The following is a 21,645-nucleotide window of genomic DNA, read 5'->3' as shown; positions in this document are numbered from 1 at the left end:
ACATACCCTTTAGGGATACTCCGAAATAACAGCGATGATTTGATGACGAGGTTAGATTTTTATATTAGGATCTACCTCGTTTTTTCTGCTATTTTGTTAAATGTCAGGTCGCATTATGCGACTTTTAAACTCAGAAAAATCTGAATTTTGACGAATTTCTGTCATATTTATTTCGCCCCAACACTGCCCCAGAGAGCGGCTTTATCATGTTAAGTTGTTGATATAATAGAAATGTATTTTGTGGGGCGCAATATGTTCGAAACGTGGTATAAGATGGCTTGTCCATTTTTTATTGGCTCAATTGAGCTAATTATATTCCAGCCATTATCCTTATTGTCTTCACCTTTCAACTAACTCGGTCGAGTTATTCTCACGCAAACCACCTCATGCTAGCAACAGCAGTTAACTTACTAAGACATACCACGCGAAATAAGAATTATTGACTATAAGGCATTTATCTTGGTGTGTGATGTTGGTAAGGTGTTGTTTATAAAGTAAGCGGTAATGCTTCTTAGCTAGCGTTAAGATAACGACAGCAGGGCACGAGTAGTACAAGTAACATAGGAATCATAAATCATGGAAGTAAAAATTAGACGCTCTGAAGCATCCGATGCTAGGGCAATCAAGGAAATATATGAGTGTGAAAATGCCTATAGTGGAACCCTTCAACTCCCACACCCATCTCTAGAACTTTGGGAAAAGCGCATAGGTAATATACCAGATAATGTTTATTCATATGTTGCAACCGTTGATGGTGAAATTGCCGGAAACTTAGGATTAATGCTTGAGCTAAATCCTCGTCGTAGACATGTCGCTACGTTTGGCATGGGTGTAAAAGATACTATGCAAGGTTGCGGTGTTGGAAGTGCATTACTGACAACAGCTATTGACTTAGCGGATAACTGGCTCAATTTGAAGCGTATAGAATTGACAGTTTATATTGATAATGAAAGGGCAATAAACCTTTACAGAAAACTGGGTTTTGCAATCGAGGGTGAGTCTAAATCATTTGCATTTCGCAATGGTAAATACGTATCTGTTTACCATATGGCAAGGATAAAAGAACACGTATAATAACAAGGATTAAGTGTTGTACAGTAAACTGTGCGATCTTGTATGGTGGGTACATCGCCTTGATATTGTTCACAAGGCAGGAGAGGCTAGCTTGAAAAACGCCGATGCGCATGCATAGTAATATAATGATTTATTATCAAACAAAGGTGGTTATAAGTTGGGAAATAACAGTAGGGCGAAAGTCACGTTACTTATTGGTAAGGTAGCCTGTGGAAAGACAACTTTCGCTCGTAATCAACAAAAATCCGATGGTACAGTTTTTTTATCTGTAGATGAGTTACATCTCTCAGTCTTTGGTCAGAACCCTACACGTGAAGAGCTTGATAGTTCACATACTGGTACTAGAAATTACCTTAAAGGAATAGCGTTGGCATTTTTAAGAAATGACATTGATGTGAATTTGGATTGGGGTTTTTGGTCAAAATCATCTCGAAACGAGGTAAGTGCATACTTTTCTAGTTTAGGTTATGAGGTCATTCTTAAGTACTTTGACATACCATTAGATGTAAGGTTACATCGTAACTTAATTCGAAATGCTAGCAATGATGTACATTCATTTAAAATAGAACAGAAAGATATAGAATTATTTGATAGCTTTTTTGAAGAACCAAGTGATGATGAAAATTGTGAGCGGGTTTATTCGTAAGCAAGTATGTCAAAGCCATTAAAAATCAATAATTAAAAGAGGTTAGTGAGTACAATGCGTAAGTTAGATTTCTGACTTTACCATTCCATTAAGGTTTAACTGGTTGCTTATGTTCAAGATCCCTTACCCCGTCCGTAATTTACTACTGGCGTCTTTTTTATTCCTATTAATAAATATAGTATTTCACTACCTTCACAGCTTTGGATTATTTAGGGCAGTTTTTGCTAGTGTGGGGCTCTCTCTAGAGGTGCTCTGTTGGCCTGGCAGTATCATGTATAAAAGCATATTTTACTTAGCGGTGTTAGGTTTATTTTTCTTTATTGGTAAATACCTCATAAAAAGAACAAAGCTGTGGAGTTTAGAGTTTTATTCATACTGTAAAAATAAAAGTGGGCAAAAAGTCGCATTATTTTTCGGTGGTGCTAGTTTTTTTGCGTTACTGTTTAGTTCTGCTCTATGTGCCAGAGAAGTATTTATCAACCTTCTGCTCGCTCTTATACAAAATGGTGATTTTTACAACCATCAGATCATGGAGAGTCGCGGCTTCTATGACCTGCTTACTCATCCTATATTAACGGCATTGTTTGCACTATTTTCTTATGTCACTGCTTATATTATGCTTAAACGCCTTGAGTGGGGGAGCATTTTCAAACAAGCATCTAACAATGATCAAGCTATCAAGGTAGTAAAATCGAGTGGTAAAAAGGTGAGAAAGTCTACCATCGCGCTCATTGTTGGTACCGTCGTCTACTTAGTTTTTGAAATTTCGTTTAATTTACATCTACTTGAAATAATTGCCCTTGATAGACTTCACTTCTATGAAAACGTCGACAAAATTGGTCGATTGCTGTCTGGAATCGGTATATCTTTAATTGTGATAAAAGCTTGGCGCTATAGATTAACCACTCAAGGTAAACTTCATGCGGGACAATTATTCTTCTATAGTGTTCCTACATTTGCGGTCATCATCGCTGTCGTTTATTACGGACAGGAAAAGTTTGTCGATGAAATAGCCAAGCAGACATATCATCAGCATAAAATTGCAGTGATTGAGAACTTCATGCATGCAAAATATCATCAAGTTCAACTACTAAAAGAAGATAATGAGGGCATTGACGGTAATTACTCATCTAAAGCCATTATTCAGTCTGCCTTGGCGCCTTTTTTAGTTGTCTCTGGTATCGCAGATTTTAGCTTAGAAACGGGAAATTTGAGTCAATCTGAACGCATTAAGCAAATGACAGAAGTAGCTAGGTTTGAGTTGAGCAATAATTATGATCTGTACACACGATCTAATTTTGCTAAGGGAGCTTTACCAAGGCCGCATTATGAAAACCATCTTGAACTTCAAAAACTATATCAAGATCGGACTCGTAACGCAGAGGCGATCAAGAAATTTGATAAGCCGAGGCATTTCTTTAATTTGACGATGTTAGATGCACTTTATATGCAAAGTTGGATGGCAAATATGGCGTATTTAAATCTAGAGCCCGCTCGGTTGGCCAAACGTCAACAGGCTGCTTATCTTGAATATCGTACGCCATATAGAGAGTTTATTGCAAAGAATCCAAAAATGTCTGATTCTCGTATCACTTCGATAATGTTGAGAGAGTTATCAAAGCGCGGAGTGAGAATCAGTAATTGGAATCACAAGCAGGTGACGAGAGCAAAAAATGCTATCTATGATAAAGTGGCTCGTGAAGTTAAGGCTGAGAGTATTCGTACATTAAGAAGTCTAGGTGTCAGCTTGGTCGATACAAAGAGCCGGAACCCTCTTCGTCATCCCGATGTGCAAGCCAGCCTTATAACCGCTACAAAAGGTTGGAACTTTACTTCGGCTACCGAGGAGAGGTTAACGACTATCCGAGTTAGCCGAGATCAGGTAATGGCCCTAGCTCCATCGATTGCAAGATATAATGTAGAGAACTCTAGTCATAATCTCACTATGAAGTATCGCGCACTTCTTGCGCCAACCCTTGCTGTTTTTATCTCGTTTGTACTTATTTGTATTAATCTATTTAATATCTACTGGTCAATTAAACTAGATAGAGCTGGGATTTATAACGAAGAGGTCGGTAAGCGAGCTAAATGGAGAACGCTAGGTTTTATCGCCATAACAGTGCTTGTTTTGGGTTTTGTAACGGGTTCATTTAACTATGTGAGAATACTCTTTGTTGCCAGTGATAATATCGGAGTGCTAGGCTATTTATGCGTTGTACCATTGATGATAATGGCAACCTTAATTGAATGTATTTATCAACTGCGCGATATTGCTATTCCTATGTACGATTACATTGGCTATACAAAGTTATCGGACCTCGAAAATGTCTATCGATTCTTTTATCAAGTCGATGGTGTTCGAGTAGCTGATCCTCGTCAATCTAGGTCGATTTTTGCAGGATTAAAAGACTTTTATGGGGCGAGTATTAACTTCTTAAAAGTTGCACTACCGCTTGCAGTTTTGCTCGCATATATTAGCTTAAAAAATAGTAAAGAAGCTGAATTGTATAAAGCATATTAATGATTGAAAGGCCGACCTCACAGAGCTCGGCCTTTATTAATGGTGAATGTTATTTATCGTTACCATATGAGTTAAATTATTGATTGTTTCCTTGGTTCATATGACTAAGTAGATATATCAATTGTAAGAAATCATGTAAAGCCTACTTTTTCAGATAGTTGACTCTGGCTAGTAGTAAATACAATCCTAGTAAAGAGAATGGTGTAAGTTTAAAATGTAAAATTCTTTTATATGCATGAAAATGGACTTTTATGTCAGCGTAAACCGTAGAGGTAGTCAGTTTGGAATTCATTATTTTATTAACCATTGGAATATTTTTATTTTTACTTCCAAGTATCATTGCTGTCAGAAAAGATCACCAATATAAAACAGCCATAATTCTTCTTAATGTGTTGGGCGGACTAATCTATGGTTTGGGTTGGTTTATCGCACTTGTTTGGTGCTTCATTACAAAAGGAGAATCAGTCAAATTTAGTCCTGCCGAAGAATTAGATAGGCTATTTGAGCTAAAACAAAAGGGTGCAATTTCAGCTAGTGAATATGAAGAAAAAAAACGTAAGCTACTAAAAATATAGCATTCCAACATTATTAATACACTGCTAACAATAGAATAGGTGGTGTAGATATATTTCAAGGTCTGTTTTATTTTGTGTATATATTTTAAAAATCGAGCTACAAATGTTTAATATTTTCAAAGGTTGGTTTGGCGAAAAGAAAACGTCTGTCAGCATGTGGTTTTCTCTTGATAAAGCAACGTATACACGTTTTCATGATCTAATACTGCCATCATATAATGGTACTGCTCAAATAGATCATTTAGTCGTATCTAAGTATGGTTTGTTTATTGTTGAAACTAAGAATATGAAAGGTTGGATTTTTGGTGATGAACATTCAGCTCAATGGACACAATCTTTTCATCGAAAAAAATTTAGGTTTCAAAATCCATTAAGACAGACATATAGACAAAAGAAGGTGCTTTCTGAGTTTCTTAACCTTGATGAGGATTTAATTAGAACGGCTGTATATTTTTGTGGGGATTGTAGCCTACGGACCTCTTTGCCATTAAATGTTATGACGAATGGTTTAGGTCGGTATATAAAATCATTTAGGGTTCCACAAATTGATTATCAACAAGAGCAACATATAATTAAGTTGATTGAGGCGTATGCTGCTACCACGACACTTACGTCAAAAGACCATATTAATTCACTTAATATCCGGCACAACTCTAGTAGTGTTTGTCCTCGCTGTAATGCTTCACTAGTAAAAAGAGTAGCTAAGTCAGGGCCAAATAAAGGTAATTCATTTCTTGGTTGCGCTAACTATCCAAAGTGTAAATATACAAAAAATGTATAAGGGATAATCATTTAACGATTTAAATGCAATGAATGCTCAGTCTATAGAGGCTTTATCATCATACAAAAATAAAAAAAGCCAGCTACATGGATAGCTGGCTTAATATTAGATATTCAATGTCACTAGTCTTGCTTTACTGCACAGTCAAAGTTACCTGAGTAATCAAAATTGAAACTAAAGGTAGTGAAACCAGGCGTACCATTTTTATCAACAAGCTCTTCATTAGTCGAAAGACCTGTGATTTCAGCGGCACAACGGAAAGCTTCATCAGTTGTTGCTGATGCAAAGTTAACACTCTTGATTCCTTCAGCCACTAAAGTGAAGTTCTTTGCATTAACAAACTCAAGTTTAGTCTCACCCTCTTGCTCTTCTAAAAGATCGCTTAAGTAGTACTGAACCAGTTCACGGTTATTGAAGGCTGCTTCTTCTTTTACGACCTTAGCATTATCAACACCAGGCATTTTGTTCGTTGAAGCACGGTAGTTGTTTGTGACGACATAGACCACTTGCTCATCAGCAATCTCGGCACCATCAAAAGTTAGACTCACAACTTGAGTACTACCTGTTGCTGTGTATTCCATACCATTGATATCAGTGAAAGCCGACTCTGCTGTTACATCGATAACATAGTGTAAGCGACTTTCTTGCTCAGCATTAAAACCGCCGTAGAAAACGTCAAAGTTATAACCAGGGTAAGACTCAACTAAGAACGTTTCATTGTCAGCTAATGGCAGTTGGTTATAAGTGTTTGAGCTAATCCAATCGATCCAGTTTTTAAGATCAGCACCGGTTAATTTAAGTACTGCTGGTGTATTGTTATCAAACACGTAAAGGTCAGCAACACTTGCGTTCGTCAGTTCACCTTCTTGGATATTAGTGAAATCAGTCGGACCATTACGACCACTCTTAAATGGCGCTGAAACCGATAAGAAAATTGCGTCATCGGCGTTTTCAAATTCGCCACTTTCTTTCCACTTGTTTAGCTGGTGGTACTGAGCTTCATTAACAATCTGCATAGAAAGATCAGGGACTAACTGAGGGAAGAAGCTGTTCACATTTGAATCGATCTGCGCAATAACATCAGACATGTATTCAATGGTGCCAAGGTGCTCTTTTTCTACAGCCGCTTCGATATTTTTATCTGATTGATCTTCCACAAGTGAACGCAATTCAGTGGTACTTGATGCGATTGCCCATGTTTGACCTTTATCAGAAGACGTCAGTTTTAGGTCGATAACGCCTAATTTAGCGCCCCACATACCAGGCATGATTGCTGGCTTGCCGTTAATTGTACCAGCTTCAGGATCAACACCTTCAATGTGACCGTATTCACCGGTTGTATTCGGAAATTCACGGTGGTCGTGACCAAACATGAGGGCATCAATATCATCGACATAGGCAAGTTGTAGCGTTGCGTTTTCAGCAAATTCGTTATTTGAATCCGTTAGACCTGAATGCGGAATAGCAACGATAATATCCGCGCCTTCTGCTTTCATTTTTGGTACAAAGTATTCTGCTGTCTTTTTGATGTCTGAAACGAGCACGTTACATTTTAGGTGAGTGGCATCCCAGCCCATGATGTCAGGTGGAGTGAAGCCAATCACACCAACGTTGACCGTGTAACTATTGCCATTTTCTGCAGTGAATTCGCGAGTTAGAATTTCGTATGGTGCGTACATGGTTTCAGCATTGGCATAAAATGCGTCATCTACACGAACTTCACATTCATCAGCAGCTTGAGATACTTTTGTTAGTGAATTATCGTATTTCCAAACATTCGCGCTGACATAAGGGAAGTTTGAACCCTTTAAAGTCTCATCTAGGTAGTCAAGACCGTAGTTGAACTCATGGTTGCCTAAGTTTGCTGCGTCGTAGTTAAGGGCATTCATCGCCTTATAAACAGGGTGTGTATTACTTCTAACATGATCAACACCTAGGTTAGCCATGTAATCACCCATTGGGCTACCTTGGATTAAATCGCCGTTATCAAACAACATGTGGTTATCAACCTCATCACGAGTATTGTTAATCACGATCGCAGTACGAGCTAGTCCCCAGTCTTGCATCTTTTCATTGTTATCAGCAGCACTTAAGAAATAGTTATAAGGCATGATATTAGTATGAATATCAGTTGTTTCCATTAAGCGTAAATCCATGCTGATAGTATCGTCAGTTGAATTGTTGCTAATGTATATTACTAATGCGGCGGCAACGCTAGAAGCTAGCAGTAACTTTTTTCCATTAAATTTCATGTATAGTTCCAAGCTTTTTTAAAGGATACATTGATGTTAAATGTATTTGTGCGATGAATTGCTGGTTGAGTTGTTGCACTCTAATTCTAAATATAAATTAGAAAAAAGCTTAAGCGATCAGTTGCAGTGTGATCTACATCACATTTAGATTGGCATATTTACACACTTATGCAGTATTTTTGTGAGTTAAGCTTTGTTTCTTAAGTGGTTTTTTAGCGTTATGTGACTTCGTGAAAGTTTCCCTCTAGTAATTCTGTCTAATATTAATAGACAAGGAAAATAAGGCTGAACGAATGAATAAATTCCTATGTTTGACATTATCTGTACTTTCCTTTTTTACCAGTGCAAATATCAATATAACTTCATTTGATACGACAGACATTGATACATGGGATAAGCAGGTTTTTGCAGGTGAAACTGTATATGAGTTAGTTTCGTTTGAGGGTGCGCAAGTATTAAAGGCGCTAAGTCATCGCAGTGCCTCGGGTGTCGCTTTAAAAACGCGTATTGATTTGCTTGATACACCTTATATGAGTTGGCGTTGGCGAGTGTCACAAATGCTTCCAATATTAGATGAACGTAGTAAAAGTGGTGATGATTACGCTGCAAGGATCTATGTCGTCATTGAAAAGGGTTTTATGGGCTTAAAAACGAAAGCGCTCAATTACGTTTGGTCCAGTTCGCAAAATGTCGGAGAGGTTTGGAATAATCCCTATGCAGGATCGAGTGTTAGAATGATCGCTGTTCGTGGGCATCAGTCGAATGTAGATACTTGGTATAATGAAAAACGTGACGTGTATAGAGACCTGATCGATTTTTTCGGTGATATGGGAAGTGTAGAAAAGAATATGGAAGCGTATCGTTATATAGACGTTATCGCTATCATGACCGATACGGATAATAGCGGTACGATTGCAGAGTCCTATTATGGTGATATTTATTTTAGCGCTGAATAGGGTGGTTAGGATAGGGGTATACGTTGGTTAACCTCGTCTCTATCTAATCGACAAATAAAAAATGGGGCAGCTCTTTAATTTACATTTAAATATACAAATTAAGAACAGCCCCGTAAGTAGTTAGATTCGATAAATCTATTACTTGAATGTTATAGTTGAGCCAACCATATCTTCAGTGAGTACCGTTAAGTTAGTTGCGCCAACGGTTCCTACTGCTTTAATTAACCCTTGCTCATCCCTTTCCATCGCTGGAGCATCAGTTGAGATGCCTTGTGGTAAAGGTGCGTCTAGCCCTTGGATTTCTCCATAGAAGATATTGTTCTTAAATTGAGAACCTACCATCTTGAATTTTTCGCCATCAAATTGTTTGAATGCATTTGTGTCTGCCGTTTCAGCAATCGATAAGTTGTTTTCAAATACGGTATCGACAGCAGGGAAAATAGCTTCAGATCGAGTATCATCCGTTAAACTCACTCGGTGAACAGCATTACTGCCATAGATGCCTTGCGTGTTGTTGATTAAGGTATTGTTCTTAACAACAACGTCTTTAGGCGTCCACTGTTTCTGCAATGTTTTACCATCGGATGAATCTTTACTTAACACTTCACCCTTGGCCACATCAATGATACCGGTATTTAGAACAAGTGCGCCACGGTATGCGCCTTTGCCTAATGTACCTTCAATATAGTTATTTTCGATTAAGTGATTTTCATCATAGATTCTGATACCGCCAGAGTTAGCCGTTGTACCTGGCAAGATCACGTTGTTGGTTACTACATTGTTGTGACCATGTCTTAACGAAATCATAGAAGTACTATTTTTGATTGTATTTCCATCAAATGTCACACCACTTGCTTTAACGGAAATCAATTCAATTTCACCAGAGCCATTTTTACCTAAGTAACCACTGATGTTGTCAAAGTAGTTGTTTTTTACAACACTCTGAGAATCGAATAACGAAGTGTGGCTATCACCAAATCTTATTGCTTGTCTGTCATTGCGATTTGTTCTTACCATTTTAGGGTTTGAGTTTTCAATTAACTCAATATCTAAAGCGGTTAAATCTTTAAATATATTGCCTTCGATTAGCGTTTTTTCTAACTTATCTGAAGTAGCAACCACAAGCATAGCACCACGCTTATACTTACCTTCAAAAGTGTTATTGGTGATCTTATTGTTTTCACCACCAACCGTTACCCATCTGATGTTCGGGTATTTGCCACTTTCGTCCGCGACATATTCGTAGTCGTTGAACTTGTAAATTACCGAGTTATTTAATGTGTTATTTTTTCCGAAGATACCAAATACACCCATGATGTTTGCGTCATGGCTTTCAGTACTTAAGGTTGCACCACCGTCGGTAAATACCAAGCTTTCAATTAAGTTGTCATTACCTTCAATAATGAACTGAGTTGAACCGTTAAAAATAACCGTTCCTGGTTGCTCTGCTTTAATCGTTACATTGTTTGCCGTTAAAGTGACGCTACCCAAATCTCTATAATGACCGGCTTGAATGCTGATTACATCGCCATCTTGAGCGTTTAAGATGCTCTCTCTTAGCTCTAAAACTTGTTGCATTGAAGCGATAGCAACGCCTTGATCGACCATAACCAATGTTGGTTGCGTTACTTGATTTGTGTTTCCTTGATTAGAAATACAACCCGTTAGCAGCAAAGAACCTGCGATTAATAAAATTGGTGCCTTTTTCATGACTATCTCTTTTTGAGGGTATTTAATTTAAAAAGTACATTATCAATAAGCCGTATATCTAGGCAATTACTTTGCATGTTATCCCCCCTCAAAAATGAGTGTTTTGTTCTAATTTGTCGAGTACGTCATGTATTTTAATAATACAATTAAGTTAGCTTAATTTGAGCTTGAAAAATAAATTAAATGCTAATATGGGCGCGGCTGATCCAAGCAGATTTTTGTTCATGAAAACCAGGGCAAGGTAGTGATCTTAAAATATCACCATAAAAAAATATCGAGCAATAAAGTAACAAAGGGCACTGAGGTAGTGCCCTTGTTTCGCTTTATCAGGTGATTTTGATGTTTTTAATTTCCATGTATTGCATTAATGATTAGCTTTTGGTTATTTCGATTTGTTTCTGACTGCAATAGTGCTTTCAGTGCAGGTGTGCGAGTATCTTTTGGCTGAGCGATAATCGTTTTGATGCTTTGTTTTCTTAATTGGTTATTTTTTGAAGCGGTGGAAATGCTAAGGATCTGCTGCATTTCCTTATCTTGAAGAGTGTAGCCTTTAAAAGATTCAATAATACGTTGTTCTACTCTGTCATTACTTTCTTCATTCAACATGTTTCCGAGAGCCTGGTAAGAACGCTCGGTTTGAATTTTTCCAAGTGCATACGCAGCACTACTTCTCACATGAGCGGAATCATTATTTGTCGATTCAATAACACTATCAGTAAGAAGCTCACTTCCGATGTTACCAATCGCCAGTAGTAAATGACTCTTTCTCTGAGGGGTCACTTCATTACTTAGTTCATTTTCAAGTGTATAAAGCAGTGATTGAGTATTATGATCATCAGGTCGAGAACTAATTGTAGCGCCAAGGCTAGGTAGTAAGCTATTAATGAGAACTGGATCTTCAGTGTTAACACCTTGTATTAATAAACTATTTATGCTGTTTGTTACGTCATCACTTAAGCGGTTACTTCCACCTGTGAGGGCCTGTAAAGCTCTAAAACGAGAGCTATCATCGAGTTCGGAGTCATTGACAATATTAAGAAGTAATAACTGGCTATTATCACTATCCATCACTCCAAGAGCATTAAATAGTCGCATATTTTCAGTTTTAGCGAGTTTATTCTCAGCCAGAATATCAGTGATGCTTGCAAGAGCTGCTTCATTTTTTTCTAGTTGCTGTACAAGTGTAAACACATCGGTTGTAGTGGCACTAAAACGAGTGACGACTTTTACTAGCTCTTTTCTTTGGCGTTCTAATTCGGTTGTCGATATATTTTCGCTAAATGATGGCCAGTCATTAAGCTCATTTGGTAGATCTTGTAATAACGTTTTTATTGGAACTTGAGTCCTTTGTAGTGAAAATTGATAGGTCACGGATGCTGAGAATGCAGAAATGGGTGAGGTGACATCAATGGTTTCATTGCCACTAGCATTGGAAAAAAAGCAATTATCTAACGTGAATCGGTTCTCCGACTCTAAAATGTTGTAATCTGAAGCTTCTTTTTTAGCCCCCTTTTGTGAGAGTTTTCTTATTTTTACTTTGACCAGTTCATTTGAAGTGCTATCGGTATTATATTGGTACAAGTAACGATTATTAGACTCGGTTTCCGTTGAATATTCACCTTGTTGTTCAGTTTGTTTTAATTGGAAATAATGTGCAAAACCGTTTAAAGTGATTTCTTGTTCGCGGTTGAGGTATTTTGGATACCAGAAGCGATCTATGAGACCATTTTCGTTGATGTAAAAAGCAAAGGGAAGCTCATATGTTTCTCTAATTAAATGCGGATTGTCTTTAATAGCTACTTGATCCGCTTTTATAGCCCACCATCCAGGTTGACCTTGTAATGTCACAGGTTTGAGCGTGATTACAGCAGAAAAGTCTGTCTTTGAGGAACCAAGCAAAGTTGAATTGTTACTGTTAATGGTGGAAGACAGAGAATATTGCGGATCGCAAGCCACTGCAGGTATTGAGAAAATAAAGAGTATAAAAAAATATAATCGAATCATAATAAATGCCTGTGAATACATGCCCTCATAAGAGGGCATGTATTTAGATGAAAATTACCAGTTTTTTTGTACATCAAATAACTCGTAGCCTTCTTTTTCATATAGTGCTGGTGTGTTATATATCCAGAATGTGTATTTCTTAGTTTCTTTACCACAAATATACTTAATAGATTTGCCCCATATCTTCTTAGAGCACCACTTAAAAGCTTTAACATCGGCATAAGCGCCAACTTGACCTTTAATGAGCTCTAGGTCTAATTGCGCAGTTATACCTGAGGTAACATTATCCCATGGTCGAATATAAGCCACACTACCAATACTGGTTTCTACGACATCAATTTGCCCGATGGCGCCAGCGTAGATTAATGCTAGATCAATCCCTCCCTTTAAATATCCATCGAAGTCAACCGCTATAATAGAACTGGTATCTATAGCACCTACAAATAAACCATATTCCTCATTTATGCCAATTCCTGTATTGAATTCAAGGGTACCTGTAACACCAGCAGAAATTTTAACGGGGACTGGGCCAATTAGAAATGTTGAAGTAGAGGCTTCCGCTGTTTTTTCCCATTCTTCATCGAAGGATAGAAACTTTTTATCCTCTTGACACGTTGTATCGTTACAGTCAATAACATCTTCAGGACTTGAACTGTATACTACAAAGCCAAGTACGCTTGTCTCGAAAGTATAACCAACTGTATTTGCGCCAGTAAGACCAACCTCACCATTTAAAGTGATAAGTTCATTTTCGGCATCAAATACGGTAGTGACTAGGTTTGTTTCGGAAAATATCCCAGCCTTTATTTCATCTTCATCTTCATCATCAACATCGGCTTTATATTTAACTTCAAAGCCAGTACCAACAACAGCTTGAAATTTATCTTCGTCACCTTTTTTGAATGATTTGTCAAAGCTTAAAAGTTCGTAATCTATATCGGTTGACTTGGTTGCATACCTATTGTCACTACCGTTTATATCTAATAAAGAGGGGTCTTCAAAAAAGTAGCTAACTAGTGATAATTGATTAGAGAACGCAGGCTCAGTATCTATAACTTCATCGCATGCAATATCGGATGGTAAATCAGAAGCCTTAATAAGGTTGAATTGAATGCTGAAATTAAGAGCTTCATTCGTTGGAAGTTGGTCAAATGCCAGATCTGCTGCAATATAGCCCCAAAAATAGTTGGTATCATAAGCATCTTCGGTTGGCCACATGTCGCCAAACGCTTCATTGAACATATCATACACCTCAATGGCGTAGCCCAACTTAGCTTCTTCCGTGCTAGTAATATCAATCTCTTGATAACTACAATATTGCTGCTCTGTTTTATTCCACAGTTTTAGTTTTAAAGGGTAGGTTTGATTTGTAATAGTAGCTTGCGCGGTAAGGTAGTAGGTATGTGGAATCACCTCGCTCGTTTGACTATCAATTTCGAACAATAGTGTTTCATCTTGAAATATAACGTCACCTGTTATTTCCGAGTCATAAAAGTAAACGAGAGGTTCATTATTATAATCATACTTGGTATAGTTAATGATTACGGTTGGTTCATCGGAGGTTATATCAACGTTAACAATATCTTCATAAACATGTTGTTCTTCTAATAAAAGAACAGATACATTGTCGTGGATCTCCTCTGCTGGTATGGAGGTACCATTAACTAATATAGCCCCATCGATATCACTAGTTTGAGGTTCTGAGCTCCCTATATGACTGGGTAGATTATTAGAGAAGTCATCTCCAGTGATTAACTCTAGTGGATTAAGAACAGGCACAATTTCGTATTCACCAATATCATGCTTAAGATCGCTAATCGGTACCTCTAGAGATAAAGAGTTTAAACCTGGAGGCATTTGCTCAACAGTAACTCGTGTCAGCAATGAATACTCATCAGGATCCAGTTCGCTACTATCTTCGGTGGAATTATTATCTAGTATAGGAAGTAGATAGATATCAACCATCACATCTTGAGGGCTTTCAGCCTCTAAGGTCACATTATAGTTAATAGTGGCAATGACTCCTTCATCGCCTTCTCTGGTTGTGTAATCGTATTCTCCTAGTGCTAATTTTGCATTGTCTGGATTGGTAATCGCTTCTGGCTCATTGTCGAGAAAGCAACCCGACAATATTAGAGTGATCAGTATTGGTATAATCTGTGATATTCGCATGCTTCTGTCCTTATGTTGGCACAATATAACCTCGTAGATATATCGAATAATATTCTGCTGTTAATATTATCAATACACACCAATTAAATAAAAACATGACATGGATCAATTTTTATCATCTATAACAATAGCGATTATATTTCGATAAAACTTCTCATACTTGGAATGCTATTAATGTTAAGGGAGGGTTGTTGATTTTAAAAGTGCTATGTTTTAATAAAGACAAGAAGTTGCTAAATGTATTAAATGTGAGAATGTAAAAAGGCCTAGCAAATACTAGACCTTTTTATTTTTATCTAAGAATTAACTTTCTATTAGAAGTAGTATTTTAGACCTAGACGAGTTCTTAGTTGACGCTCGTCAGTTGAGCTGCTTACTTGAACGTTCCATAACTCGACGTATGGGCGGAAATCACCGATTTGGTAACCAGCAATTATACCAGCATCCCATTGCCAATCTTTATCACCATTGTATAAGCGCACTTCATCATAGTTTTTGTTGTAGTTCGCTTCGTAGCTCAGTTTAATCTTTTGCAGCTCTTTATCAGCAAACTTGTATGAACCGGTTAATGTTAATTTACCTTGCTCTACTGTTTTGCTTGCAACGCTTACCTTTGTGCCATCAGTCAGTGTTTTTGTACCTGCTTCGCTAGAATAAACTTGGAATTCATGGCGGTAACGTAGTGCTGTCGTTAGACCAAAAGAAGAGGTGAAACCTACGCGAAATTGAGGCTTATAAGTTGTTTTATCACTAGCAAAGGTGATTGGCATACCAGGTTGAAGATACCATTTTTTATTTAAAGCATAACGAACGCCCCAATCAAACTCAGAGTCACCACGTACCATTTCATCCCAGTAGTTGCTTTTATCTTGGCTATTAAACTTCTGCTCAATACCAAAGCTAAGTTTAGTTTTATCATTAATTGTGGTGCTATCACCCAATTTAATGCGGTGGGTATATTCTTTAGAATCATGTTTATATTCAGCGCGGTAATCTAGACTAGTCGCGGCAGCACCACCAGCTAAAAGAGTGGTTGCTACAAGTGTTGCGATTTTTGTTACGGCTTTCATGTTATTTTCTCACTATATAGTGTGGGTACATCCAGTACCCAATAAGTATCCATGCAATACAATAATATTGGGGGGTATCGCACGTATGCATCAAAATTTAATGTCACTGTAAAGGCCAGCGGCTAATTAATAATTAACCAGCTGACCAATAATTTAATTATTAGAACTGTTCAGAATCTAAATCATCAAAATATGAGTAGGTACCAACAGAGCCGTTATCACCAGTATAAAGTGCAAATAGAGCCGGACCTTCACCTGCCGCATTTTCAGCTTTTAGAGATGTGAATACATCGCCATCAATAGTTACTGTGATGTCATAGGTTGCATCATCAGCAGGTGCCCAAGAAATTTCCACATCAACCCAAGTGTCTTGCGTGTACTCTACTAGATCCACTTGAGAACCTGTTTCATCGCGGAATTTAATGTCACTTCCACCAAAAACAACCTCTGTAAAACGTTCACCTGATGAACCACTATTCGATCCACCAAGGTATAGGTAGGTGGATTTCACATAACCATCTGCAGGAATATAAACAGATGTTGATACTGAACCAGTTTCAGCAGCGCCCTCAGCAAAGGCTCTTGATACAACGCCTTTAGTCGTATCGCTGAAGTCTGCAATGTACAACGAGTTTGAACTTGATTTTGCAACGTCATCGCTGATATTAGCAATAACATCTACACCATCTACTCCACTAGAAACGGTGTAAGCAGAGTTTGCTGCATCGATTTGCGTACCCACTGTATAAGAATCGAAGTTGTCAGTTATGTCGCCTGGTTCCGTTGGCTCTTCTGGGTCAGTATCACCACCGTCAAGGAAGACAACCGCTTCACTTGAGTTGCTATTGTAGATAGTAGACAGATCTGTGCCAGCGGCGTAGCTATCAAAGTCTTCCTCAAGAACGAGCGTATCTGCTTCAGTATCATTTGAGTAAACAAAAAGGTTATCACCTAGCAGTTCAAAGTGCGTCGTGCCGCTGTTATCACCTAAACGCAGTGAAATATTGGTAACCGCTGTTCCGTCAGCAACAGGTAAGTCAATAGTGTTGTATTCGGTACCGTTAACCCAGAAGGAGAAAGAATTTGGTTCCCAAGTCACTTCAACTTCTAATGTTTCACCTAGATCAAATGTACCATCAGTTTCAGTTAAAGCACCGCTAGCATCACGGTATTTGATTACACCATCTTCGAAAGCCACTTCACCGTGAAGATTTGAGTTTGAAGTTTTTTCTGCATAGAAGGAGATGTAAGCATTTTTACTTGTAGGCTCAATTTCAGAGTCTTCATCGACTTGATAAACTAGGTCGACAGTCAACTTACCTGATGCAATTTCAGAGACATCAGTAGATTCAGACAGCTTGATACGAAGCTCACCTGTATCATCTGTTCTCGTATCTAGAATTTGCACATACCCATTAATACCTGCCTCTGAATTTGCAGCAGTAATAGCATCAGCGACAGCAGTATCATCAGAGTTATCAGCAGCAATTAATTCGCCTAGGTTTGTTTCTGTAATAGTCAGTACACCATCACTATTTACCGTATACTTACCTTCAACCTCTGTAACATCAGTGAGATCTTCACTATTGCCATAATAATTAAAAGTAATAGTACCAGCGTCAATATCTTCTTCAAATTCAGAAGAATAAAGTGTGTATGTACCGTGGTCATCGTCATCGTTGTAGTACTTCTGGCTCGTACCACTAAAAACGTAGACGTTTGGTAAGTCAGTGACATCTAAACTTGAAACCGTAGCGGTAGCCGCTTCGCCAATATCCCAAGCAGCACCAAGTAGTGGTGATACTGCAGCAGGCGGTTCAACTGGCTCAACCGGATCTCTTAAGTCTGTGTTACAACCAGCAAGTAAACCCGTTGAAAGAGCAATGGCTGCAGCAATTTTGGTGATTTGCATCATTAGAACGTCCTATTCAATATGTGTTTAGTAATGTGTTTTGTAATTGTTATGTCATATTGTTAGACAATAAGAGTTTATCAATCAATCATTCATGCGCTATAAAATGATCTCTCTCACAGTGAAATGAATTTGTCCGTGTAAAGTGATGGATAAGTCACAAAACATAGTGAATTGTAATCATATGTAACTAATTGGGTAGGTATGTAGCGATAAGGTGCTGTTTGAACGTGTTTTATTTGGTTATTTGAGTTTGTATGAGAGGTATTATTGCTACACAGGAGAGTTTGATGCTGTGAAAATCAAGCCAAAAGCATTACAGTTTGGTGTGTTCATGTGGTGGTTAGTTTGTAATACAAGAATATGTAACATCACAGCGCACTGTATTGGAGTTAAAGCATATAACAATAGGGGAAATTAGGTTTGCTATAGAGATGCATTAAGAGTCACTAGTTAATTCGTTGCAAAACAAAAAAGCCAACTCGGAATGAATTGGCTTTGATATAAAAATTATTTTAATATGAGGTTTAAACGAGCTTCATTTCTTGAATTATATCTGAGGCAATCTCAGGTTTTGTGCTAGTTGGCTTCTCATGCAGATCGGCTTTTAATTGTCCCTTTCGGTTACTTAACCCAGTCTCAAGTTTTTTTAATACAGCGCTAATTGCAGGGTACATGACATCATTGGTTGCTTTAGCGGAAACACGAACGCCTTCATAATTTGTAAACACTTCAACATGATGTTGGTTATGCTCTTGCGTAATAATAATATCGCAACTAATTAATGAAGGAAAATGAGAAGATATCTTGTCGAATTTTTGTTCGATTTCTTTTCTTGAGTCATCATTGATAGATACATGATGAGTTTGGATATTTACTTTCATAGACAGTCCCTTTGAATAGGTAACAAGTAGTTCATTCTTTTTGTTCGCTCTTTAAAACTAGCAAACACTGCAGGGATAAGCAAAGAACTCTTATCAAGAATCGTGATTACACTCGAGATTTTTTTTAATAAGGTCTAAAGGCATAGGCTTGCTATATAAATAACCTTGGTGAAGAAAAACATCCTGTGCCAATAAGTGTTTGGATTGATGTTCTTTTTCAATTCCTTCTGCGATAAGTTTTATTTCCAACCCTTTGGCGACATTAATTATTGCGGCAAGGACCGGTGAATTGACGCTATTGTTGCCGATTGAGTCAATGAAACATTTATCGATTTTTAGGTAATCTAATTGAGTTTTCTCTAAAATGTACAAGGAGGTTTGGCCGGTACCAAAATCATCCAGTAATATCTCAATACCCACCTTACGCATTTCTTCTAGATATAGACGTGTGTCATCACAAATTAATTCCCTTTCTGTAAGTTCAATACCTAGCTGAATATTCATTGTCTTAAATTTATGAAAGTAATCAATGATAGCTGCGCGGTTTTTAGAGTCAGAAAGATAGCATGCTGGAACATTAATACTTATGTGCAAGCTTTCGTTTATCTTGATTTTCGCTAAGTCTTCGTATGCAGATGAAAAAACTATATCCGTCATATCGTTCATTAAGTTTAAACTTTCAATCAAAGGAATGAAAATATTAGGTGGAATCAAACCCCGTGTAGGATGTTGCCAGCGAATTAACGCTTCAAGACCAAATGTTTGTTTAGTCGATGCATTAACTATAGGTTGATAATATAAGATAAATTCATTGCGTCTAATGGCTTGCTTAATTTCACGACTGGCGCTCGTATGTGTGCGTAGGTAGCGCTGCATTACAAATAGGCAGAGGTAAATAGTAAATAGAAGAGGAAGCGCCGATAGTATATAAAAAACGCGCTCATTTTTTATATACTCGTCACTTGCTTCAATTAAAATATCATAGTTATAGTTTATTGACTTTGTGATTTTGATAGGATTCCTACCATGCCTAGCATTATCAGCAGAGGTACTTTCACCATTGACAAAAAATAATGATCTTAATAGGCGAGGCTCCGTTTTATAGCCGACATTAGCACGAATATAATCCCGGTTAAGTAAGCTAACAGCCATATAGTCAGAATCACTAGGGCTATAAGTTGCAACTCTTACGGTTTGGTTTTTAAGATCGCTATACCAGTGGATGAGGGAAAGTTGATGATTAATATCATGAAAATTATTTGATAATAGACTATCTTCTTTCTTTTTTGTGGAACAAATTACTTGACCTTTATATAGAATGAGTAATTCATCAATTCCTTTTTGGTTATGTAAACTTTGATAGTTTGAATCACAATCATTAGGATTAAATAATGCCACTTGGTTTTCGATAATGATTCCCTCAAAAGTGCGATCAATGTTAATAACGTACTTTGTTGAGATCTCATCTAGGGTTTTATGAATGCTTTTGTCCGAGAGGTAATAAATGCCAATTGAGACAATAAATAGCGGTAAAAGGTAAATGATAACATGGCAACCATATGTGCACTTCTTCATATAATTTTTTACCTTAACAGTTAAATTTTATTGGCTCTGTATGTATTATAGATAAAATTAAAATTATTTGATACTATGTTGAGTAATCCATTAGTCTTAATGCCGAGTTAATTATTCACTTGTACCGTTTTTTGTCAGCTTAAATGAGTCGAATAATGTTAGATAAAGAGAACATCGTTAAACTTGCCAGAGTGGTTATGCCGTATGGAAAATACAGTGGCCGAGTGCTTATTGATCTACCTGAGGAGTATTTGCTATGGTTTGCCAATAAGAAAGGCTTTCCACCGGGTGAATTGGGCGATCTCATGCAACTTTGCCTAGCGTTAAAAGTGGAAGGTTTAGACAGTATTGTCAAACCACTTAAGAGAGACTAAAGCCTGTACAGCACAGGCTTTAGTCAGTTATAAGAGAAAAACATCTTTATTGGGCATCAAGAAGCTGATTGTTGCTCAAGTCATTTTTATCATCCACTGCTTTTGCATAGGCTGCAATATATTCTAAGTCCTGAATGCTCCATACTGCTTTTTGTTTCAATTTGTCAGGCAATTTATTGAAGTGCTTTTCTTTTTTCGATGCGGTAAATGTGGCATTTCCCCAAACTTCCAATTCAGAAAACGCCTCGAGAGATAAGGTTATTTTTGTTGCTTCTTCACCCCAGTGCGGTTTAAGGGTTAAGCGGGGCTGGTAATCCCTTGTTTTAACCACCCACTTATCAGGCAGCCTTTTATGGCTATCCCACCAATAACCATCAAGTCCATTCATTACTTCTTCAGTTTTTTTTGCATCTTGAGCACCGAGTTCATCTAATCGACGTAGAAATATAGTAGAAAATAAATGTTGATATTCATCTTTAGTTGCATTGGGATTATTTTCTAAAACCTCAATAGTAATCAAGCTACCAAGCATATTTGAATAGAGGTCTTCAGGCGAGTAAGCTGATGGGTACTCTTTAAACCCAGCCACCGAGGTAAAACCAAACCATTGTGCAACTTCGTGCCATTGAGCAAGTCTAAAAGCGAGCAAGCCACTTAATTTTATCTCTATTGCTAATTTATCTTTTGCCATCATATTGACAGGAGCAGATTGAAGGGTGACGACTCGGTGGCGAAGTTCATCATCCAGTTCAATACTTTTGTAGGTGCCTAAGTTCCCTCTTATCTCACTAAAAAGATAAAAAGTATTATCAGCCGTATCACGAACATGAGCGGTATCTATGATCCCACCATAGCTGGTATAAATAAGTCCATTCGCCTCATCACCACTACCGACTAAACTGCTGGTAATACTTTGGCTACCATCATTATAACGATGAGTGGCTAATTCTTTTGTTTCAACAATATTTTTGACTTTAAAAAATGGAACTGGAATGACGCCTAACTCAGATTTCATATTAATGCCAAATGCACAACAAGGGCGAAGTCCAGAAGGCGTTGGAACTTCCTCTGCGTGACTCATAGGGGAGAGCAGATAAATACTCGTTAATATTAATGTCTTTAATTTCATATCGTTCCTC

The 21,645-nt window shown here is 37.6% G+C and carries 16 protein-coding genes; 7 read left to right on the top strand and 9 right to left on the bottom strand.

Going from position 1 to position 21,645, the window contains the following annotated elements:
- The first annotated feature begins 576 nt into the window (after positions 1-576).
- From BCU68_RS06695 to BCU68_RS06675, 5 genes are all read left to right on the top strand, one after another.
- Positions 577-1,074, top strand: coding sequence for a GNAT family N-acetyltransferase (locus tag BCU68_RS06695; RefSeq protein WP_102564014.1), 498 nt, complete (start codon positions 577-579; stop codon positions 1,072-1,074).
- A 157-nt stretch (positions 1,075-1,231) separates the two neighbouring features.
- Positions 1,232-1,720 (top strand): ATP-binding protein, encoded by a 489-nt coding sequence (locus tag BCU68_RS06690; RefSeq protein WP_102564013.1) that lies wholly within the window; start codon positions 1,232-1,234, stop codon positions 1,718-1,720.
- Between the two features lie 109 nt (positions 1,721-1,829).
- Positions 1,830-4,241 carry a hypothetical protein gene (locus BCU68_RS06685; RefSeq protein ID WP_102564012.1) on the top strand — a complete coding sequence of 804 codons (2,412 nt, stop codon included), beginning with the start codon at positions 1,830-1,832 and terminating at the stop codon, positions 4,239-4,241.
- A 281-nt stretch (positions 4,242-4,522) separates the two neighbouring features.
- Positions 4,523-4,816: a superinfection immunity protein gene (locus BCU68_RS06680; protein ID WP_102564011.1), complete on the top strand. Its 294-nt coding sequence runs from the start codon at positions 4,523-4,525 to the stop codon at positions 4,814-4,816.
- Between the two features lie 103 nt (positions 4,817-4,919).
- A complete protein-coding gene (locus BCU68_RS06675) occupies positions 4,920-5,597 on the top strand; it encodes an NERD domain-containing protein (protein WP_102564010.1) in 678 nt (225 codons plus the stop codon).
- Between the two features lie 122 nt (positions 5,598-5,719).
- Here the strand turns inward: BCU68_RS06675 and BCU68_RS06670 are convergent, their stop codons facing one another.
- The gene (locus BCU68_RS06670; RefSeq protein WP_102564009.1) at positions 5,720-7,849 is read right to left on the bottom strand and encodes a bifunctional 2',3'-cyclic-nucleotide 2'-phosphodiesterase/3'-nucleotidase; all 2,130 of its coding nucleotides are present in this window, start codon (positions 7,847-7,849) and stop codon (positions 5,720-5,722) included.
- Positions 7,850-8,142: 293 nt separating this feature from the next.
- Here BCU68_RS06670 and BCU68_RS06665 point away from each other — a divergent pair, with 293 nt between their 5' ends.
- On the top strand, positions 8,143-8,805 hold the full coding sequence (locus BCU68_RS06665; RefSeq protein WP_102564008.1) for a DUF3047 domain-containing protein: 663 nt from the start codon (positions 8,143-8,145) through the stop codon (positions 8,803-8,805).
- A 138-nt stretch (positions 8,806-8,943) separates the two neighbouring features.
- On the opposite strand, the gene BCU68_RS06660 is transcribed toward BCU68_RS06665, so the two are convergent.
- The 7 genes from BCU68_RS06660 to BCU68_RS06630 form a co-directional block, all read right to left on the bottom strand.
- Entirely contained in the window at positions 8,944-10,515 is a 1,572-nt protein-coding gene (locus BCU68_RS06660; protein ID WP_102564007.1) for a polysaccharide lyase 6 family protein, read from the bottom strand.
- Between the two features lie 345 nt (positions 10,516-10,860).
- The gene (locus BCU68_RS06655) at positions 10,861-12,519 is read right to left on the bottom strand and encodes a HEAT repeat domain-containing protein (protein ID WP_157935174.1); all 1,659 of its coding nucleotides are present in this window, start codon (positions 12,517-12,519) and stop codon (positions 10,861-10,863) included.
- 54 nt (positions 12,520-12,573) lie between these two features.
- Complete coding sequence (locus BCU68_RS06650) at positions 12,574-14,691, bottom strand: hypothetical protein (RefSeq protein WP_102564005.1); 2,118 nt, start codon at positions 14,689-14,691, stop codon at positions 12,574-12,576.
- 314 nt (positions 14,692-15,005) lie between these two features.
- Positions 15,006-15,761 carry an oligogalacturonate-specific porin KdgM family protein gene (locus BCU68_RS06645; RefSeq protein WP_102564004.1) on the bottom strand — a complete coding sequence of 252 codons (756 nt, stop codon included), beginning with the start codon at positions 15,759-15,761 and terminating at the stop codon, positions 15,006-15,008.
- Positions 15,762-15,921: 160 nt separating this feature from the next.
- Positions 15,922-17,676, bottom strand: a complete 1,755-nt coding sequence (locus BCU68_RS06640) for a hypothetical protein (RefSeq protein WP_241901296.1) — start codon at positions 17,674-17,676, stop codon at positions 15,922-15,924.
- A gap of 524 nt (positions 17,677-18,200) precedes the next feature.
- Entirely contained in the window at positions 18,201-18,557 is a 357-nt protein-coding gene (gene raiA / locus BCU68_RS06635) for a ribosome-associated translation inhibitor RaiA (RefSeq protein WP_102564003.1), read from the bottom strand.
- 93 nt (positions 18,558-18,650) lie between these two features.
- Positions 18,651-20,132, bottom strand: a complete 1,482-nt coding sequence (locus BCU68_RS06630) for an EAL domain-containing protein (protein WP_102564002.1) — start codon at positions 20,130-20,132, stop codon at positions 18,651-18,653.
- A 155-nt stretch (positions 20,133-20,287) separates the two neighbouring features.
- Here BCU68_RS06630 and BCU68_RS06625 point away from each other — a divergent pair, with 155 nt between their 5' ends.
- Positions 20,288-20,506 (top strand): DUF3820 family protein, encoded by a 219-nt coding sequence (locus BCU68_RS06625; protein ID WP_102564001.1) that lies wholly within the window; start codon positions 20,288-20,290, stop codon positions 20,504-20,506.
- Positions 20,507-20,552: 46 nt separating this feature from the next.
- On the opposite strand, the gene BCU68_RS06620 is transcribed toward BCU68_RS06625, so the two are convergent.
- Complete coding sequence (locus tag BCU68_RS06620; RefSeq protein ID WP_102564000.1) at positions 20,553-21,635, bottom strand: DUF4056 domain-containing protein; 1,083 nt, start codon at positions 21,633-21,635, stop codon at positions 20,553-20,555.
- Positions 21,636-21,645 lie beyond the last annotated feature (10 nt).

Source organism: Vibrio sp. 10N.286.49.B3, from assembly GCF_002873395.1.
Taxonomy (GTDB): Bacteria; Pseudomonadota; Gammaproteobacteria; order Enterobacterales; family Vibrionaceae; genus Vibrio.
Note: the sequence above shows the minus strand (reverse complement) of the source record. Positions and strands in the feature narration are given on the sequence as shown.

Excerpts from the sequence above, each read along its gene's own strand:
- BCU68_RS06620 (WP_102564000.1), bottom strand. The coding sequence starts at position 21,635 with ATGAAATTAAAGACATTAATATTAACGAGTATTTATCTGCTCTCCCCT.
- BCU68_RS06695 (WP_102564014.1), top strand. The coding sequence starts at position 577 with ATGGAAGTAAAAATTAGACGCTCTGAAGCATCCGATGCTAGGGCAATC.
- BCU68_RS06650 (WP_102564005.1), bottom strand. The coding sequence starts at position 14,691 with ATGCGAATATCACAGATTATACCAATACTGATCACTCTAATATTGTCG.
- BCU68_RS06655 (WP_157935174.1), bottom strand. The coding sequence starts at position 12,519 with ATGATTCGATTATATTTTTTTATACTCTTTATTTTCTCAATACCTGCA.
- BCU68_RS06625 (WP_102564001.1), top strand. The coding sequence starts at position 20,288 with ATGTTAGATAAAGAGAACATCGTTAAACTTGCCAGAGTGGTTATGCCG.
- BCU68_RS06685 (WP_102564012.1), top strand. The coding sequence starts at position 1,830 with ATGTTCAAGATCCCTTACCCCGTCCGTAATTTACTACTGGCGTCTTTT.
- BCU68_RS06665 (WP_102564008.1), top strand. The coding sequence starts at position 8,143 with ATGAATAAATTCCTATGTTTGACATTATCTGTACTTTCCTTTTTTACC.
- BCU68_RS06670 (WP_102564009.1), bottom strand. The coding sequence starts at position 7,849 with ATGAAATTTAATGGAAAAAAGTTACTGCTAGCTTCTAGCGTTGCCGCC.
- BCU68_RS06630 (WP_102564002.1), bottom strand. The coding sequence starts at position 20,132 with ATGAAGAAGTGCACATATGGTTGCCATGTTATCATTTACCTTTTACCG.
- BCU68_RS06645 (WP_102564004.1), bottom strand. The coding sequence starts at position 15,761 with ATGAAAGCCGTAACAAAAATCGCAACACTTGTAGCAACCACTCTTTTA.
- BCU68_RS06675 (WP_102564010.1), top strand. The coding sequence starts at position 4,920 with ATGTTTAATATTTTCAAAGGTTGGTTTGGCGAAAAGAAAACGTCTGTC.
- BCU68_RS06660 (WP_102564007.1), bottom strand. The coding sequence starts at position 10,515 with ATGAAAAAGGCACCAATTTTATTAATCGCAGGTTCTTTGCTGCTAACG.
- raiA (WP_102564003.1), bottom strand. The coding sequence starts at position 18,557 with ATGAAAGTAAATATCCAAACTCATCATGTATCTATCAATGATGACTCA.
- BCU68_RS06640 (WP_241901296.1), bottom strand. The coding sequence starts at position 17,676 with ATGATGCAAATCACCAAAATTGCTGCAGCCATTGCTCTTTCAACGGGT.